Annotated in this window: 14 protein-coding genes, 1 tRNA gene and 2 pseudogenes (1 of these 17 only partly in view); 13 read left to right on the top strand and 4 right to left on the bottom strand. The window is 41.9% G+C overall.

Translation table 11 applies throughout. From position 1 onward, the window contains the following. The 3 genes and pseudogenes from Q0192_RS07485 to Q0192_RS07495 all read left to right on the top strand — a co-directional run. Window positions 1-823, top strand: a pseudogene (locus Q0192_RS07485) (XrtY-associated glycosyltransferase XYAG1) (it extends 356 nt beyond the left edge of the window). Continuing rightward, on the top strand, window positions 820-2,220 hold the full coding sequence (xrtY, locus tag Q0192_RS07490; protein WP_299288403.1) for an exosortase Y: 1,401 nt from the start codon (window positions 820-822) through the stop codon (window positions 2,218-2,220). Before Q0192_RS07485 ends, xrtY begins: the two are co-directional and overlap by 4 nt. After that, window positions 2,220-2,807: a WcaF family extracellular polysaccharide biosynthesis acetyltransferase gene (locus tag Q0192_RS07495; RefSeq protein WP_299288404.1), complete on the top strand. Its 588-nt coding sequence runs from the start codon at window positions 2,220-2,222 to the stop codon at window positions 2,805-2,807. The genes xrtY and Q0192_RS07495 overlap by 1 nt, the downstream gene beginning before the upstream one ends. Here the strand turns inward: Q0192_RS07495 and obgE are convergent. The 4 genes from obgE to Q0192_RS07515 all read right to left on the bottom strand — a co-directional run bounded on the left by obgE (window position 2,804) and on the right by Q0192_RS07515 (window position 5,156). Continuing rightward, on the bottom strand, window positions 2,804-3,802 hold the full coding sequence (obgE, locus tag Q0192_RS07500; RefSeq protein WP_299288406.1) for a GTPase ObgE: 999 nt from the start codon (window positions 3,800-3,802) through the stop codon (window positions 2,804-2,806). The genes Q0192_RS07495 and obgE overlap by 4 nt on opposite strands. A gap of 128 nt (window positions 3,803-3,930) precedes the next feature. Continuing rightward, the gene (locus Q0192_RS07505) at window positions 3,931-4,506 is read right to left on the bottom strand and encodes an adenylate kinase (protein WP_299288408.1); all 576 of its coding nucleotides are present in this window, start codon (window positions 4,504-4,506) and stop codon (window positions 3,931-3,933) included. A 55-nt stretch (window positions 4,507-4,561) separates the two neighbouring features. Next, a tRNA-Arg gene (locus Q0192_RS07510) sits at window positions 4,562-4,635 on the bottom strand. 59 nt (window positions 4,636-4,694) lie between these two features. Further along, window positions 4,695-5,156 carry a peroxiredoxin gene (locus Q0192_RS07515; RefSeq protein WP_299288411.1) on the bottom strand — a complete coding sequence of 154 codons (462 nt, stop codon included), beginning with the start codon at window positions 5,154-5,156 and terminating at the stop codon, window positions 4,695-4,697. Window positions 5,157-5,410: 254 nt separating this feature from the next. Between Q0192_RS07515 and atpD the strand changes: the two genes are divergently transcribed. From atpD to Q0192_RS07565, 10 genes and pseudogenes are all read left to right on the top strand, one after another. Beyond that, window positions 5,411-6,916 (top strand): F0F1 ATP synthase subunit beta, encoded by a 1,506-nt coding sequence (gene atpD / locus Q0192_RS07520; RefSeq protein WP_299288413.1) that lies wholly within the window; start codon window positions 5,411-5,413, stop codon window positions 6,914-6,916. Window positions 6,917-6,992: 76 nt separating this feature from the next. Then, entirely contained in the window at window positions 6,993-7,241 is a 249-nt protein-coding gene (gene atpC, locus Q0192_RS07525; RefSeq protein WP_299288414.1) for an ATP synthase F1 subunit epsilon, read from the top strand. Between the two features lie 416 nt (window positions 7,242-7,657). Beyond that, window positions 7,658-9,361: a dihydroxy-acid dehydratase gene (gene ilvD / locus Q0192_RS07530; RefSeq protein WP_299288416.1), complete on the top strand. Its 1,704-nt coding sequence runs from the start codon at window positions 7,658-7,660 to the stop codon at window positions 9,359-9,361. A 52-nt stretch (window positions 9,362-9,413) separates the two neighbouring features. Beyond that, window positions 9,414-11,153, top strand: a complete 1,740-nt coding sequence (gene ilvB, locus Q0192_RS07535; RefSeq protein WP_299288418.1) for a biosynthetic-type acetolactate synthase large subunit — start codon at window positions 9,414-9,416, stop codon at window positions 11,151-11,153. A 70-nt stretch (window positions 11,154-11,223) separates the two neighbouring features. Next, a complete protein-coding gene (ilvN, locus tag Q0192_RS07540; protein WP_299288421.1) occupies window positions 11,224-11,832 on the top strand; it encodes an acetolactate synthase small subunit in 609 nt (202 codons plus the stop codon). A 284-nt stretch (window positions 11,833-12,116) separates the two neighbouring features. Further along, window positions 12,117-13,175, top strand: a complete 1,059-nt coding sequence (gene ilvC / locus Q0192_RS07545; protein ID WP_299288424.1) for a ketol-acid reductoisomerase — start codon at window positions 12,117-12,119, stop codon at window positions 13,173-13,175. Between the two features lie 105 nt (window positions 13,176-13,280). Beyond that, window positions 13,281-14,696: a 3-isopropylmalate dehydratase large subunit gene (leuC, locus tag Q0192_RS07550; protein ID WP_299288427.1), complete on the top strand. Its 1,416-nt coding sequence runs from the start codon at window positions 13,281-13,283 to the stop codon at window positions 14,694-14,696. Between the two features lie 56 nt (window positions 14,697-14,752). Next, window positions 14,753-15,001, top strand: coding sequence for a DUF6364 family protein (locus Q0192_RS07555; protein WP_299288430.1), 249 nt, complete (start codon window positions 14,753-14,755; stop codon window positions 14,999-15,001). Continuing rightward, complete coding sequence (locus Q0192_RS07560; RefSeq protein ID WP_299288433.1) at window positions 14,991-15,413, top strand: PIN domain-containing protein; 423 nt, start codon at window positions 14,991-14,993, stop codon at window positions 15,411-15,413. The genes Q0192_RS07555 and Q0192_RS07560 overlap by 11 nt, the downstream gene beginning before the upstream one ends. Before the next feature lie 6 nt (window positions 15,414-15,419). Next, window positions 15,420-15,632: pseudogene (locus Q0192_RS07565) on the top strand (3-isopropylmalate dehydratase small subunit); the annotation flags it as partial.

Raw genomic sequence — 15,632 nt, forward strand, 5'->3', positions numbered from 1 at the left:
CCTTATCGCGCATTTCAAAAAAGTGCCTGTCGTTTTATCGCCGCGCGGAACGTTGAGCAGTTATTCCTTCAGCAACAACCATACGTTTTTTAAAAAATGGATACATCTTTTAGCAGGAAAAAAACTGTTATCAAAATGCTTTTTCCATACCACAAGCGAACAGGAAAAAAGAGATTTGCTGCAATTGTTCAACCCGAAATTAGTGCAGGTGATCCCGAATTTTATCCGGCTTCCCGCCATTTCTAAGCAAACGCACAACCATCAATCGTCAATTTTAAAGTTGCTTTTTTTATCCCGGATTGAAGCCAAAAAAGGGTTGGAGATTTTGCTGGAAGCTTTGCACGGCGTTGCTTTTCCCTATCAGTTAACCATTGCCGGAAACGGTGAAGCAGCATACATCCGTTCACTCGAAAAATTGGTGGCTAAAAGAAGCATGCAACCTTTTGTAAAGTGGATCGGTTTTCAGCATCACGACGTTAAATTTAAAGTTTTGCAAGCGCACGATCTGCTGGTGCTTCCTTCGCACAACGAAAATTTTGGCAATGTAGTGATCGAAGCTTTAAGCGTTGGAACGGCAGTTTTAATTAGTAACCAGGTTGGTTTGGCCGATTATATCAACACAAATAATTTGGGCTGGACATGCGAAAACCAATCCGAAAAACTGCGGGAAACTTTGTTTAGAATCAATAACCATCGCCATCGTTTGGACCAGATCCGTACAAGCGCGCCAAAAAAAGTACGGGAAGATTTTGCCGACGGGCAGTTGGTAAAACAGTACGTGGGTTTGTACCAGGAAGTGTTGGAGAAAAGTTATTCGCGATGAAGCCGTTTTCCTTTGTCATTTTAACTTTTAACGAGGAATTGCACCTGCCGCGTTTGCTGCAATCTATCCAAAGTTTGGATGCGCCGGTTTTTGTTTTGGATTCGGGAAGTACGGATGCAACTCGTGAAATTTGCAAAAAATACCAGGTAAAAACAGCGTCCCATTCGTTTGAAAATCATCCTAAACAATGGGATTTTGCATTGAAGAACTTCGAGATAAAAACGCCTTGGGTTATTTGTTTGGATGCCGATCAGGAAGTTTCGCCCGAGCTTCTTCTAAGGCTACAAAATTTTGAGGAACAGCAATTTAAAGATGTGAACGGCATTTATTTCAACCGAAAAAATTATTTTAAAGGCAAATGGATTAAACATGGTGGTTATTATCCGTTTTATTTGCTCAAAATGTTTCGTTACGGCAGTGGTTTCTCGGACCTAAACGAGAACATGGACCATCGTTTTATCGTTCCTGGAAAAACTAAAATTTGGGAAAAAGGACATTTGCGCGAAGAAAATTTGAAAGAAAACCGAATCAGTTTCTGGATTGAAAAACACAACCGTTACAGCAATTTGTCGGCGCAGGAAGAAGTAGAACGCCTGCAAAAACTTCGGCAGCAAACCTTGAAACCCAAACTTGGCGGCACACCAGACGAACGCACGGCCTGGCTTAAAAACCTTTGGTGGAAACTGCCGCGCTATTGGCGGCCATGCTTATACTTCTTTTACCGGTTAATTTTTCAGCTTGGTTTTTTAGATGGCAAAACGGGAATCCTCTTTCATTTTTTGCAAGGGTTTTGGTTTAGACTGATAGTTGATGTCAAGATAGATGAACTGTTACAGCAGCAAAAGATGAATGCTCCTGAACCTGTTTCATCCAGAAATACAGCCTTAAAGTTTGCGTTCCGTTTGATTTTATGGTTTGCCTTTTTCTACGGTTTCAATCTGTTTTACAATGGGTTAATGGCACCAGGCGGAAATTATAATGCGTTTTTGGCCCGGCATTTTAACTACATCCAGGCTTTGCGCAACTTTTTACTGCGAGCCAGTTCAACAGGTTTAAGCTGGCTGGGTTATTCTACCAAAACCAATAATTTTGAATTGTTGGCTGTCAGCCACAACAAAATCAGCCTGGCTTATGATTGTTTAGGATTAGGTGTAATGAGTTTTTTGACCGCCTTTGCAATTAGTTTTCCCGCACGTTTAAAATCAAAGTTAATGCTGCTTTTGGGTTGTGTTATCGGCTTTCAACTGCTTAATATTCTACGTTTTATGGTGCTGGCTTTATATTGGAAAAGCGGTGCCATCAACCACCATACTGTTTTTAACCTGCTTATTTATGCGTTGGTTACGATTACGCTTTATTTGTTTATCGAAAAAAGTACGGTAAAAGAAGCATCGTGATGAGCGGAAAAACCAATTTAGCGGCTTACAATAACCATCAATATTATCCCGGCGCAGGCTGGTTAAAACGGACTTTGTGGTTTTACGTGAATGCGCTGATCTTCAAAACTTCACTTTTTCCGTCTTCGGCGCTTAAAGTTTTTTTGTTGAAATTGTTTGGGGCGAAATTGGGTCAAGGTTTGGTGCTGCGGCATCGGCTCAACATTAAATATCCGTGGTTTTTGATAGTGGACGATTACAGTTGGATTGGCGAAGGTGTTTGGATTGATAACCTTGTTCCCGTTAAAATTGGCGCGCATGTTTGTTTGTCGCAGGGCGCGATGTTGCAAACCGGAAACCATGATTTTTCGAAGATAGCCTTCGATCTGATTACCGGAGGAATTGTTTTGGAAGATGGTGTTTGGATTGGCGCAAAAGCTTTGGTTTGCCCCAATATTATCGCTGCCGAACATGCCGTTCTAACTGCCGGCAGCGTCGCCACCAAAAACCTGGAAGCCTACTTTGTTTACCAGGGAAATCCGGCGTTAAAAGTTAAAAAGCGGGAAATTGAGGCTGATGATTTTATGCTGGTAAAAGAAGTATGTTAAGCATTGATCGCTTTCCAAAGCAAATCCTTCAATTCGGTCAAACCTTTTTGCTGAACGGAAGAAATAAAAACCGCCGGAATATTTTTCGGCAATTCGTTTTTCAATTCGGCCTGCAGTTCTTCGTCCAGCAGATCAGATTTGGTTACCGCTAAAACGCGCGGCTTTTGCATCAATTCCGGGTTGTATTCCTGTAGTTCGTTCAGTAAAATTTCGTATTCCTGTGTTAAAGTACGATTGGTATCCGCAGGGATCATAAAAAGCAAAACCGAATTGCGTTCGATGTGCCGCAAAAAACGAAAGCCTAAACCTTTTCCGGTTGATGCACCTTCAATAATCCCCGGAATATCGGCCATCACAAAAGATTTGTTATCGCGATAAGCCACAATTCCCAAATTCGGAACCAACGTGGTGAAAGCGTAATCCGCAATCTCAGGCTTGGCCGCACTTACAACCGATAACAAAGTTGATTTTCCTGCATTTGGGAAACCGACTAAACCCACATCCGCCAGCACTTTCAACTCTAAAATATTCCATTCTTCGCGGCCTTCTTCGCCCGGCTGTGCAAAACGCGGCGTTTGCTGCGTGGCCGATTTAAAATGCCAGTTGCCCAGGCCGCCGCGGCCGCCTGGCGTTAATATTTTTGTTTCGCCATCTTTCGTAATCTCAAATAAAACCTCGCCGGTTTCTGCGTTTTTGGCGATGGTTCCCAAAGGCACTTCCAAAATTTCATCTTTCCCATTTTTACCGGTGCTGGTTGCGCTTCCACCTGCGCCGCCGTTTTCGGCAATTACATGTTTCCTGAATTTAAGGTGAAGCATGGTCCACAATTGCGCGTTTCCTTTTACGATGACGTGTCCGCCCCTGCCGCCATCGCCGCCGTCCGGACCGCCGGTTGCCGTATGCTTATCACGGTGCAAATGTGCTGAACCTGCGCCGCCATGACCGGAACGACAGCAAATTTTTACGTAATCAACAAAATTGGATCCTTGGGACATGGTTGGAGGTGAAGAGGTATGAGGTAATAATTAATGGATCATGGTTGATAGCGAAAGGGTGATGGTTAATGGCTTATAGTTGATAGGCAAAGCTGATAGCTGATGGCTGATAGCTGTTGGCTAATCCCTTAAACCTCCAATCTATCAACAACAGAACATAGATCAGCAAAAATCGTGTCAATCTCGCCAATGCCGTTTACTTTGTCCAATTTTCCCTGCGCTTCATAATATGGTAAAACCAGTACTGTTTTTGTGAAGTATTCTTCAATACGCTTTTTCAGTTTTTCAGCGTCGTCATCCGGCCGGTTGGTAATTTTATGGCGTTCGGCAATGCGGCGTGTCAGTTCTTCCTGCGTTACATCGAGCGCAATTACCGCTGTAATTTTTTCATTTATACCGGCTAAAAAAGCATCTAAAGCTTCTGCCTGCGTAACGGTACGCGGAAACCCGTCAAAAATAAACCCTTTGGCTTGCGGGTTTTGCTTTACTTCTTCTTCCAGCATCGCAATCGTAATTTCATCTGGAACCAATTTTCCATCTGCAATTAATTGGCTCACTTTTTTGCCTAATTCCGTTTGGTTTTTGATGTGCATCCGAAAAATATCGCCGGTAGAAATATGCACCAATTGGTAGTGGTCAATCAGTTTTTGCGATTGTGTACCTTTTCCGGCGCCTGGCGGGCCAAACAATACTAAGTTAAGCATGTAGTTTTCATTTAAAAAGCCTTTTCGGTTGTACCAAAAAGGCTTTTAGGTGGTGTGCACTTGTAGGGATTCGAACCCCAAACCTTCTCATCCGTAGTGAGATGCTCTATCCAATTGAGCTACAAATGCTTTTTTATAGACTGCAAAAATAGCATATCTTTTTTAATCCGTTATAATTTTTTTTGAAATTACCTGATGAGTGCATCAATGGCAGCAAAATCAGGCAAATCTCCGGCAGACGGCAAAACTTCCGCATAAATAATCTGCTGGTTTTCATCAACCACAAAAGCCGCACGTTTGGAAACGCCTTTTAAGCCAAATACAAATTCGTCGTAAATGGCATCAAATTTTGTGGAAACTTCTTTGTTAAAATCAGAAAGCAGCGGAAACTGGTAGTGGTTATCTTCTTTAAATTTGGCCAAAGCAAAAGGCGAATCCACAGAAATCCCTAAAACTTGGGCGTTTAAGCCTTCGTAAAAACTGAAGTTATCGCGCATGGTGCACAATTGCGTGGTACAGGTTCCGGTAAAAGCCATTGGAAAAAAATGAATGATTACTTTTTGCCCGGCGAAATCCGAAAGTGATACTTCTTTTAACTCGGAAGAAACGAGCGTGAACTGAGGAGCGGCCTGCCCAATTTGAATAGCCATATTTTGGAGGTTTTGAACTGCGAAATTAGCACAATTTTAACGTTAAATATCAACATGGATTTTCGGCACCAATTTTTAGGTGGTAAAAGAAGCATCGGCCTAAAAGAGAAGCTTTTTGTTTTTTTTAATAATTTGGTTTGAAGCAGGAGAAAAGCCAATAATTTCTTTATCTAAAGCATTGTAAATGCAGGCCATAAAACTTACCTTTGCAGTCCAAAAAAGCCTAACAAAGCTTATATAAATAAAAAACATATATGCCAAACATTGGAAAAATATCACAAATTATCGGCCCTGTAGTTGACGTTAGTTTTGCAGATGATGCGCACCTGCCCCAAATTTTTGATGCACTGGAAATTACCAGAGATAACGGCCAAAAAGTTGTTTTAGAAGTACAACAGCATTTGGGCGAAGACCGGGTACGGACAATTGCGATGGATTCGACTGACGGACTGCTGCGCGGGATGCCTGTTTTGGATACCAGTTCTCCGATCCGCATGCCGGTTGGCGATCAGATCAAGGGCCGTTTATTTAATGTGGTTGGCGAAGCAATTGACGGAATTGGCGCAGTTGATAACGCAAAAGGTTATCCGATCCACAATGCGCCGCCGAAATTTGAAGAATTATCCACCGAAACTGAAATACTTTTTACCGGTATCAAAGTAATTGACTTATTGGCGCCTTACACAAAGGGTGGTAAAATTGGTTTGTTTGGTGGTGCCGGTGTTGGTAAAACCGTTTTGATTATGGAACTGGTTAACAACATCGCGAAAGCTTATGCCGGTTTATCGGTTTTTGCCGGTGTTGGCGAACGTACCCGCGAAGGAAACGATTTGTTGCGTGAATTTATCGAATCAGGCGTTATCAATTATGGCGATGCATTTTTGCACTCAATGGAAAAAGGCGATTGGGATTTGCCATCGGTAGATAAAGAAAAATTAAAAGAATCTAAAGCAACATTGGTTTTTGGCCAGATGAACGAGCCTCCGGGCGCACGTGCACGTGTGGCTTTGTCAGGTTTAACCGTTGCAGAATATTTCCGCGATGGGGAAGGCGAAGGACAAGGAAAAGACATTTTGTTTTTTGTGGATAACATTTTCCGCTTTACACAAGCTGGTGCAGAAGTATCGGCATTGTTAGGCAGGATGCCATCCGCCGTAGGTTATCAGCCAACTTTGGCAACCGAAATGGGTTTGATGCAGGAACGGATTACTTCTACCAAACGCGGTTCCATCACTTCCGTTCAGGCCGTTTATGTGCCTGCGGATGATTTGACCGATCCGGCACCGGCAACCACATTTGCCCACTTAGATGCAACCACCGTACTTTCCCGTAAAATTGCTGAGTTGGGTATTTATCCGGCTGTGGATCCGTTGGACTCTGCATCAAGAATCTTAAACAAAACAGTTTTAGGCGATGAGCATTACAACACCGCCCAACGCGTAAAGGAAACTTTACAACGCTACAAAGAGTTACAAGATATCATTGCCATTTTAGGGATGGACGAGTTATCCGAAGAAGATAAACTGACGGTTTCCCGCGCCCGTCGTGTGCAACGTTTCTTGTCGCAGCCATTTTTTGTGGCCGAGCAATTTACCGGGCTAAAAGGAGTATTGGTGGATATTAAAGATACGATCAAAGGTTTTAACATGATTATGGACGGCGAAGTGGACGAATATCCGGAAGCTGCCTTTAACCTGGTTGGAAGCATTGAAGAAGCCATCGAAAAAGGTAAAAAATTATTAGCTGAAGCAAACGATTAGTAAACAGGTATGAGGTTTGAGGCATCAGCTAAAACGATTGAAATTCACCTCAAACCTCAAACCCCACACCTAAAACATGACATTAGAAATTATTACACCGGATAAAAAGTTTTTCGACGGAGAAATTACTTCGGTAATCGTTCCCGGCACGATGGGTTCGTTTGAAGTGTTGAACAACCACGCGCCTATCATTTCTACTTTAGACCGCGGAAAAATTGTTGTTCGTTCCAGCGCAAAATCGCAAACTTTTTTTATCAAAAGCGGCGTAATTGAAGTTTTGAACAACAAAATTGTGCTTTTGGCCGAAGGCGTAGAAGTACATTAATGCTTCTTTTATCGGTATAAAACCTGGCTACTTGGCCGGGTTTTTTTATGGGCTTTTATTTCAGTTTTTTTGTAAGATGTTGCTTTTTACGCAGAAAAACGTCGTTTTCAAAAAACTTTAAAAATCTATACCAAATACCATTTTCAACTTTGGTATAGTAGCATCCAAATAAAATGTATTAATACTTCTTTTATCAACATATTTTATTCGGTTTAATTACTTTTGCCCTTATTAAATTCTTTTTAACTTTTTTTAATTTTGGTATTGGTATAAACAGATCAAGTCTTTACCTTACAAATAGCTACTAAAAATGCTTAACAAATATTAACTGCCATTTAATGTGGGTTTAAAAAAGTATTGTAAATAGTTTTTTTCAGCAACAGATCACAGAAACAGACAAGCCATCTTCCTGACCAATGGAAAACACAGTAATACAAGAAGAAACAGAATTAAACCGTTATAGCAAAACGTTTACGCAAGATCCAACGCAACCTGCTGCACAGGCGATGCTTTACGGAATTGGCTTAACGGATGACGACATGCAAAAAGCACAAGTTGGCGTGGCAAGCATGGGTTACGATGGCAACACTTGCAACATGCACTTGAACGATTTGGCGCAAATTGTAAAAAAAGGAATTTGGCAGGAAAATTTAGTCGGCCTTGTTTTTAATACGATTGGCGTAAGCGATGGCATGAGCAACGGAACTGACGGTATGCGTTACTCACTGGTTAGCCGCGATATTATTGCTGATTCTATCGAAGCTGTTTGCGGTGCCCAATATTATGATGCCGTAATTGCTTTGCCTGGTTGCGATAAAAACATGCCGGGTTCTATTATGGCGATGGGCCGATTAAACCGTCCTTCGATCATGGTTTATGGTGGAACAATTAAACCGGGACATTATAAAGGTGAAGATTTAAATATCGTTTCGGCTTTTGAAGCTTTGGGCAAAAAGCTGGCCGGAACAATTGATGATTTTGATTTTAAGGAAATTATTAAAAATGCTTGCCCGGGTGCTGGCGCTTGCGGTGGAATTTATACCGCAAACACGATGGCTGCTGCAATCGAGGCTTTAGGTATGAGTTTGCCTTATTCTTCTTCCAATCCGGCCATCAGTCCGGAGAAAGATGCCGAATGTCTGGCTGCCGGAAAAGCGATTAAGCTTTTGCTGGAAAAAGACATCAAGCCAAGCGACATCATGACACGCGAAGCTTTTGAAAACGCAATCGTATTGATTATGGTTTTAGGCGGATCAACCAACGCGGTTTTACATTTAATTGCGATGGCAAAAAGTGTGGATGTTCCGTTAACGCAGGATGATTTTCAAACTATCAGCAATAAAATTCCGGTTTTGGCAGATATGAAACCAAGCGGAAAATACATGATGGACGACCTGCACAAAGTTGGCGGCATACCGGCCGTGATGAAATACTTACTTAAAAAAGGCTGGCTGCATGGAAATTGTTTGACTGTTACCGGAAAAACGATTGCCGAAAATTTAGAAGGAGTTCCAGAGTTGAGCTTCGATACACAAAAAATTATCCTTCCGGCAGAAAACCCGATTAAAGCAACCGGACATTTGCAAATTTTGTACGGAAATTTGGCGGAAGGCGGAAGTGTGGCCAAAATCAGCGGAAAAGAAGGCGAACGTTTTGAAGGCCCGGCACGCGTTTTTGATGGCGAGTTTGAACTGATCCATGGCATTCAAAGTGGTCGGGTTAAAGCCGGAGATGTGGTGGTGATCAGAAACGTTGGGCCAAAAGGGGCACCGGGAATGCCAGAAATGCTGAAACCAACTTCTGCTATTTTTGGCGCAGGTTTGGGCAGCAGCGTCGCTTTAATTACCGATGGCCGTTTCAGTGGCGGAACGCATGGTTTTGTAGTTGGCCACATCACACCGGAAGCATTTGACGGAGGATTAATCGCCTTAGTAAAAGACGAAGACCGGATTGAAATTGATGCCATTAGCAGAAATATCCAGCTTATGGTTTCTAATGAAGAAATTGCAAACCGCAGAGCAAAATGGCAGCAACCGGCTTTAAAAGCAACCAAAGGCATTTTGTATAAATACGCCAAATACGTTTCTACCGCGGCCGAAGGCTGTGTAACCGATCTATAAAATATACCGATAAAAGAAGCATTTTAAAATTCTTTAAAAAGATTTGACCGTTATGGAATTAGCACAAGAAGAACTGTTAACCCTGCCCGAAATTAAGGAAACCGTACAAGTTTCCGGTTCTGTTGCATTGCTGGAAGGCTTGATTGCCGAAGGCGTAGATACCATTTTTGGCTATCCCGGCGGTGCCATCATGCCTATTTATGATGCGCTATACGATTATAAAGAAAAGCTAAATCATATTTTAGTACGCCATGAGCAAGGCGGTATTCACGCCGGACAAGGTTATGCACGTTCATCCGGAAAAGTTGGTGTTGTATTTGCAACCAGCGGTCCCGGTGCAACTAATTTAATCACTGGTTTGGCTGATGCACAAATTGACAGCACACCTTTGGTTTGCATCACCGGTCAGGTTTTTGCGCATTTGTTGGGAACGGATGCTTTCCAGGAAACGGACGTGATCAACATTACCACGCCGGTTACCAAATGGAATTACCAGGTAACAGATGCGAACGAAATCCCGGAAGTCATGGCCAAAGCTTTTCACATCGCACGCAGCGGCCGTCCGGGTCCGGTTTTAATTGATATTACAAAAAACGCGCAAATCCAGAAATTTGATTTTGAAGGTTATGTAAAATGCAATCACATCCGCAGTTATCGGCCAAAACCAATTGTTCGCAATGAATACATCGAGCAGGCTGCCGAATTGATCAACCAGGCAAAAAAACCTTTTGTAATTTGGGGACAAGGCGTAATTCTGGGTAAAGCAGAAAAAGAATTTCAAGCTTTTATCGAAAAAACAAATATTCCTTCGGCTTGGACGATTTTGGGCGCAAGCGCTATTCCAACCGATCACGAATTGAATGTTGGCATGTTAGGCATGCACGGCAATTACGGGCCAAACGTTTTGACCAACGAATGCGATGTTTTGATTGCCATCGGGATGCGTTTTGATGACCGCGTAACCGGCCGTTTAGACAAATACGCCAAGCAGGCAAAAATCATTCATTTGGATATTGACCCGGCGGAAATTGACAAAAACGTACAGTCAACCGTACCGGTTTGGGGCGATTGCAAGGAAACGCTTCCTTTATTAACAAAATTATGCCAGCAAAAGAAGCATACCGAATGGCTGCAATTGTTCAAAGATTATCAGCAAAAAGAAGTTGAAGCGGTGATTGATGCCGAGTTGCATCCAAAATCCGGCGAGTTAACGATGGGCGAAGTCATCAACCAGTTGAACGAATTGACCCAAGGGGAAGCGATCATTGTAACGGATGTTGGCCAGCACCAAATGGTTGCCTGCCGTTATGCTAAATTTAATAAAACACGCAGCAACATCACCAGCGGTGGTTTGGGTACGATGGGTTTTGCCTTGCCTGCAGCCATTGGGGCCAAATTTGGCGCGCCGGAACGTACGGTAGTTTCGGTATCAGGAGACGGTGGTTTCCAAATGACGATCCAGGAACTGGGTACAATTATGCAGTGTGGGATTGATGTTAAAATGATCATTTTAAACAACCGTTTTCTGGGAATGGTGCGGCAATGGCAGGATATGTTTAACGAGAAACGCTACTCTTTTGTAGATATCCAAAGCCCTGATTTTATTAAAGTTGCGGCAGCTTATCGAATTGATGGAAAATGTATTTCTGAAAGGGAAGAATTGCAATCATCACTAAAAGAAATGTTGGAACACAAGGGTTCTTACCTGCTGGAAGTAATGGTTACGAAAGAAAACAACGTTTTTCCGATGGTGCCGCAGGGTTGCAGCGTGAGTGAAATCAGGTTGAAGTGAGGTTAAGAGGTAAGAGGTTGAGAGGTTAAAAGGTGAAAGGACAAGGGTTAAAACCAAAGCAATTATGAGCATGAGCATTTTAGAAACGCCTGGCAAGCAAGAATATAACATCACTGTTTACACCGAAAACCAGATTGGTTTGCTTAACCGCATCGCCATTATTTTTACGCGGCGCAAAATCAATATTGATAGTTTGAACACTTCGCCTTCGGAGATTGATAGCATCCACCGTTTTGATATTGTTTTGACAGAAACGGAAGAAGTGGTACGCAAACTGTCGCGCCAGATTGAAAAGCAGGTAGAGGTTTTAAAAGTTTATTTCCATACCAACGATGAGATTATTTGGCAGGAAATGGCTTTGTACAAAGTTCCAACGGATACGATTGCGGAGAAAGTTTTGGTAGAACGTTTGCTGCGCGAGCACGGCGCACGTGCCGTCGTGATCCGTAAAGATTATACCGTTTTTGAAACAACCGGCCATCGCACCGAAACCGATAATTTACTTTATGCTTTGCAACCTTTTGGTTTGATTGAGTTTGTAAGAAGCGCGCGTATCGCCATCATTAAAAGCAGCGAAGGTTTTAACCGTAAAATACGGGAGTTTGAGCAATTAGAACCCGGACAGGAAGTAAGCGAAAACGAGTATTTAAGCAGTCGGGACAAGGTTTTTACAATGTAGTAATTTAGCTGAAAGCTGTCAGCAATCAGCTTTCAGCTTGACTAAATAGCAGTCAAAAAATAGTTGATGCTTCTTTTATCGGCCTAAAATTTGGGTGATAAGAGAAGCATCGGCAGAAAAATCAGTGTAAAAAGGTTTGAGGTACGAGGCAAGAGGTATCAGCATAAAAATAATAACAATGCTTCTTTTATCAACCTAAAATTTGTGTGCTAAAAGAAGCATCGGCAGAAAAATCAGTGGAATCATTTACAATCAGTGTAATCACTTTATTATAAAACAAAAAAATGGCAAAATTAACTTTTGGCACTACGGAAGAAAACGTAGTAACCCGCGAAGAATTTCCGTTAGCTAAAGCACAGGAAGTATTAAAAAACGAAACGGTAGCTGTAATCGGTTATGGTGTTCAAGGTCCTGGTCAGGCATTAAATCAAAAAGATAACGGTATCAACGTGATTGTTGGTCAGCGCAAAAATTCAAAATCATGGGACAAAGCCGTTCGTGATGGTTTTGTAGAAGGCGAAACTTTGTTTGAAATTGAAGAAGCTTTAGCAAAAGGAACCATCATTTGCTACCTTTTAAGTGATGCGGCGCAAATTAAATTGTGGCCAACTGTTCAAAAACATTTAACACCCGGCAAAGCCTTGTATTTTTCGCACGGTTTCGGTATTACTTTTAATGAGCAAACCGGCATCGTTCCACCAAAAGATGTAGATGTATTTTTAGTGGCGCCAAAAGGTTCTGGAACTTCTTTGCGCCGCATGTTTTTGCAAGGCCGAGGATTAAATTCCAGCTATGCGATTTTTCAGGATGCAACCGGCAATGCTTTTGAGCGTGTAATTGCCTTAGGAATTGCCGTTGGAAGCGGTTATTTGTTTGAAACGAACTTTAAAAAAGAAGTTTACAGTGATTTAACCGGCGAACGCGGCACTTTAATGGGCTGCATTCAGGGGATTTTTGCTGCACAATACGATGTTTTACGCAGCAAAGGCCACTCTCCTTCCGAAGCATTTAACGAAACGGTGGAAGAATTAACACAATCTTTAATGCCTTTGGTTGCCGAAAACGGGATGGATTGGATGTACGCCAATTGCTCTACCACAGCACAACGCGGCGCTTTGGATTGGTGGAAAAAATTCCGTGATGCCACAAAACCTGTTTTTGAAGAACTGTACGAAAGCGTAGCCGCGGGAAAAGAATCGCAACGCTCCATAGACTCGAACAGTCAGCCAGATTACCGCGAAAAATTAGATGCCGAATTAGCAGAATTACGCGACAGCGAAATCTGGCAAGCTGGTAAAACAGTAAGAAGCTTACGTCCTGAAAATCAGGAAGTAGAAGCGTAAAAGAAGTTGTAAGTTATGAGTTGCGAGTTTTAGGTCGATAAAAGAAGCATATTTAGATTTAGTAAGAACTGGCAACCCGCAACTAACAACACAAAACTGATAAAAATGGGACAAACATTATTTGATAAAATCTGGGATGCACATATTGTAAACCGCTCGGAAGGTTTCCCAGATGTTTTATATATTGATACACATTTCATCCACGAAGTAACCAGCCCGCAAGCTTTTGATGGTTTGCGTGCGCGTGGAATTCCGGTTTTTCGTACCAAACAAACCGTTGCAACTGCCGATCATAATGTGCCGACTTTGCATCAGGACCAACCGATCCGTGAAGAACTTTCGCGCAAACAGGTAAATATGTTGACCAAAAACTGTGCAGAATTTGGTGTTGAATTATATGGATTAGGCCATCCTTATCAGGGAATTGTACACGTAATCGGGCCGGAATTAGGCATCACCGTTCCCGGAAAAACAATTGTTTGCGGCGATAGTCATACTTCTACACACGGCGCTTTTGGTACCATTGCTTTTGGCATCGGCACGTCTCAGGTAGAACAGGTTTTGGCCACGCAATGCCTGCTTCAATCCAAACCCAAACAAATGAAGATTGAGGTAAACGGAAAATTACCGTTTGGCGTTGGCGCAAAAGATATTATTCTGTATATTATTTCTAAAATTTCTGCTGCCGGCGGCACTGGTTATTTTGTGGAATATGCAGGCGATACGATCCGTAGTTTGAGTATGGAAGGCCGCATGACGATCTGCAATATGAGCATCGAAATGGGTGCGCGCGGTGGCATGATTGCGCCTGACCAAACAACTTTTAATTATGTAAAAGGGAAAGAATTTGCACCAAAAGGCGAAGCTTGGGACAAAGCTTTGGCCTGGTGGAAAACTTTATCTACTGATGAAGATGCTGTTTTTGACGAGGTTTTATACTTTGATGCAGCCGATATCGAACCGATGATTACGTACGGAACCAATCCGGGCATGGGCATCGGTATCACCCAAAATATACCGGCAAAAGAAGCATTCGAGCAGCACGAGCAAAACTCGTATCAGAAGGCTTTGGATTACATGGATTTGCAGGATAATACCGAAATTTTGGGGAAACCGATTGATTATGTTTTCATCGGAAGCTGCACCAATTCACGTATTGAAGATTTGCGTCAGGTTGCCGAATTTGTAAAAGGCCGCGAAAAAGCACCGCACGTTACGGTCTGGATTGTGCCGGGATCAAAACAAGTACAATTACAGGCGATGGCCGAAGGTTTGGACAAGATATTTGAATCAGCCGGATTTTTTCTGCGCGAACCGGGTTGCAGTGCATGTTTGGGTATGAATGAAGATAAAATCCCCGCAGGAAAATACTGTGTTTCTACCTCCAACCGAAATTTTGAAGGAAGGCAAGGGCCAAATGCACGGACGTTTTTAGCGAGTCCGTTAACGGCGGCGGCGGCGGCGGTTACGGGGAAGGTTACGGATGTTCGGGAACTTTTACACGAACATGAATTGGTTTAAAACTCATATTATACGCCTAATATTCTTTTAGGCGTATATTTGTAAAAACCTTAACAATGACAACAAAACTCAATTTAACCGTCAATGAAAACACTGCAAAAGCCATTAAAGCTTATGCAGAAAAGAAAAAAACCTCTGTGTCGAAGTTAGCAGAAGAGTATTTCTCAAAGTTGGCAGGAGATGATGTAATCAATAAAAATCAACAAAAATCATTTGTAGAAAAGTATGCTGGCATTGCAACAAAAAAATTGAAAGATATAGATGCTTTAAAAGATGACTTTTTGAAAGAAAAATATGGCTTATAAAGTTTTTCTGGATATCAATATCATGGCAGATTTTTTAGATGCCGACAGAAAGGAACATATAGCGGCGGTAGCGCTTTTTTCAGCAATAGAAAAGCAAAAAATCAAAGCTTACTTTTCTGAAAGTGTGGTTAATACTACCGGATATATTCTTAGAAAAATTATTGAAGTTGATGTTTTTGAGGAATTGATGGCTGATTTGCTTGCGATAATCAAGGTTTTGCCTTGTACAAATGAAACTATAAAAACTGCTTATTCAAATGCAAAAAATGATCTTGAAGATGCCGTTTTATATCAAATAGCATTAAATGGCATGCTTGATTATTTTATTACAAGTGATAATAAGGATTTTCAAAAAATAGCAGACAAATCATTGCCGGTATTTTCAGCAAAGAAATTATTGGAATTAATTTAAAAATACATGGCCACTAAAATATTCAAACACATCCAATCAACCGTCGTACCGCTACAAGTTGAAAATATTGATACCGATCAAATTATCCCAGCGCGTTTTTTAAAAGCGACAACGCGGGAAGGTTTCGGCCAAAACTTGTTTTGCGATTGGCGTTTTGACATCGACGGAAAACCAAAACAAGATTTCATTTTAAATAATCCGTTATTTTCAGGCAAAATC

Source organism: uncultured Mucilaginibacter sp. (genome assembly GCF_937859865.1).
Classification (GTDB): Bacteria; Bacteroidota; Bacteroidia; order Sphingobacteriales; family Sphingobacteriaceae; genus Mucilaginibacter_A.

Excerpts from the sequence above, each read along its gene's own strand:
- xrtY (WP_299288403.1), top strand. The coding sequence starts at position 820 with ATGAAGCCGTTTTCCTTTGTCATTTTAACTTTTAACGAGGAATTGCAC.
- Q0192_RS07495 (WP_299288404.1), top strand. The coding sequence starts at position 2,220 with ATGAGCGGAAAAACCAATTTAGCGGCTTACAATAACCATCAATATTAT.
- obgE (WP_299288406.1), bottom strand. The coding sequence starts at position 3,802 with ATGTCCCAAGGATCCAATTTTGTTGATTACGTAAAAATTTGCTGTCGT.
- Q0192_RS07505 (WP_299288408.1), bottom strand. The coding sequence starts at position 4,506 with ATGCTTAACTTAGTATTGTTTGGCCCGCCAGGCGCCGGAAAAGGTACA.
- Q0192_RS07515 (WP_299288411.1), bottom strand. The coding sequence starts at position 5,156 with ATGGCTATTCAAATTGGGCAGGCCGCTCCTCAGTTCACGCTCGTTTCT.
- atpD (WP_299288413.1), top strand. The coding sequence starts at position 5,411 with ATGCCAAACATTGGAAAAATATCACAAATTATCGGCCCTGTAGTTGAC.
- atpC (WP_299288414.1), top strand. The coding sequence starts at position 6,993 with ATGACATTAGAAATTATTACACCGGATAAAAAGTTTTTCGACGGAGAA.
- ilvD (WP_299288416.1), top strand. The coding sequence starts at position 7,658 with ATGGAAAACACAGTAATACAAGAAGAAACAGAATTAAACCGTTATAGC.
- ilvB (WP_299288418.1), top strand. The coding sequence starts at position 9,414 with ATGGAATTAGCACAAGAAGAACTGTTAACCCTGCCCGAAATTAAGGAA.
- ilvN (WP_299288421.1), top strand. The coding sequence starts at position 11,224 with ATGAGCATTTTAGAAACGCCTGGCAAGCAAGAATATAACATCACTGTT.
- ilvC (WP_299288424.1), top strand. The coding sequence starts at position 12,117 with ATGGCAAAATTAACTTTTGGCACTACGGAAGAAAACGTAGTAACCCGC.
- leuC (WP_299288427.1), top strand. The coding sequence starts at position 13,281 with ATGGGACAAACATTATTTGATAAAATCTGGGATGCACATATTGTAAAC.
- Q0192_RS07555 (WP_299288430.1), top strand. The coding sequence starts at position 14,753 with ATGACAACAAAACTCAATTTAACCGTCAATGAAAACACTGCAAAAGCC.
- Q0192_RS07560 (WP_299288433.1), top strand. The coding sequence starts at position 14,991 with ATGGCTTATAAAGTTTTTCTGGATATCAATATCATGGCAGATTTTTTA.